At 63.9% G+C, this 543-nt stretch carries 1 protein-coding gene; it reads right to left on the bottom strand.

Annotated elements, in window-relative coordinates:
- Positions 1 to 153 precede the first annotated feature (153 nt).
- Positions 154 to 543 (bottom strand): Hpt domain-containing protein (locus tag BTA51_RS28930; RefSeq protein ID WP_094712541.1); only part of this gene is annotated, 390 nt, incomplete at its 5' end.

Here is a 543-nt window from a genome sequence, read left to right as displayed (position 1 = left end):
CCGAGTTCAGGAGCCAGGAGGCCGCCATCCCCTCGGCGGCGGTGCCACAGCATTCGACCTCATAACCGGCGCGCGTCAGCGCCGCCTTGTAGATCATTTGCAGCGAGGGGGTGTCTTCGATCAGTAGGATCGTATCGGCAGGTTGTCGGGCAGTCATAGGGATTGGGTACTCTCGGAAACCGCAGAGATATGAGCCTGCACCACGTCGATTTCGCGCTGCAGGGGAACAATGACAACGGCCAGCGCCGGGGCAGCCATGCCTTCGGCCACGGCATCGACGCTGCGGGCCATATCGGCCAGCTTATTGGCGCCGACGGTGGCGGCGAGGCCTTTCAACTCATGCGCGGCGCGGCCGACGCGATAGCCGTCCTCGCTGTCCAGTGCATCGCGGATCCGCTGGAAATCCGCTCGCAGCTGCGCACTCAGCGCCACGCGCAGATCGTCGTCTCCCATCGCGAAGAGAGAGGTCAGAACGGTGCCGTCAATGCCCGGTGCGGTGTCCTTCGGCGCGCCCATGAAGAAGCTGTCATCCATAGTCTTTGG

Origin of the sequence: Hahella sp. CCB-MM4, from assembly GCF_002260525.1 — a bacterium.
GTDB lineage: Bacteria > Pseudomonadota > Gammaproteobacteria > Pseudomonadales > Oleiphilaceae > Hahella.
This window is presented reverse-complemented; position numbering and strand designations above follow the sequence as displayed.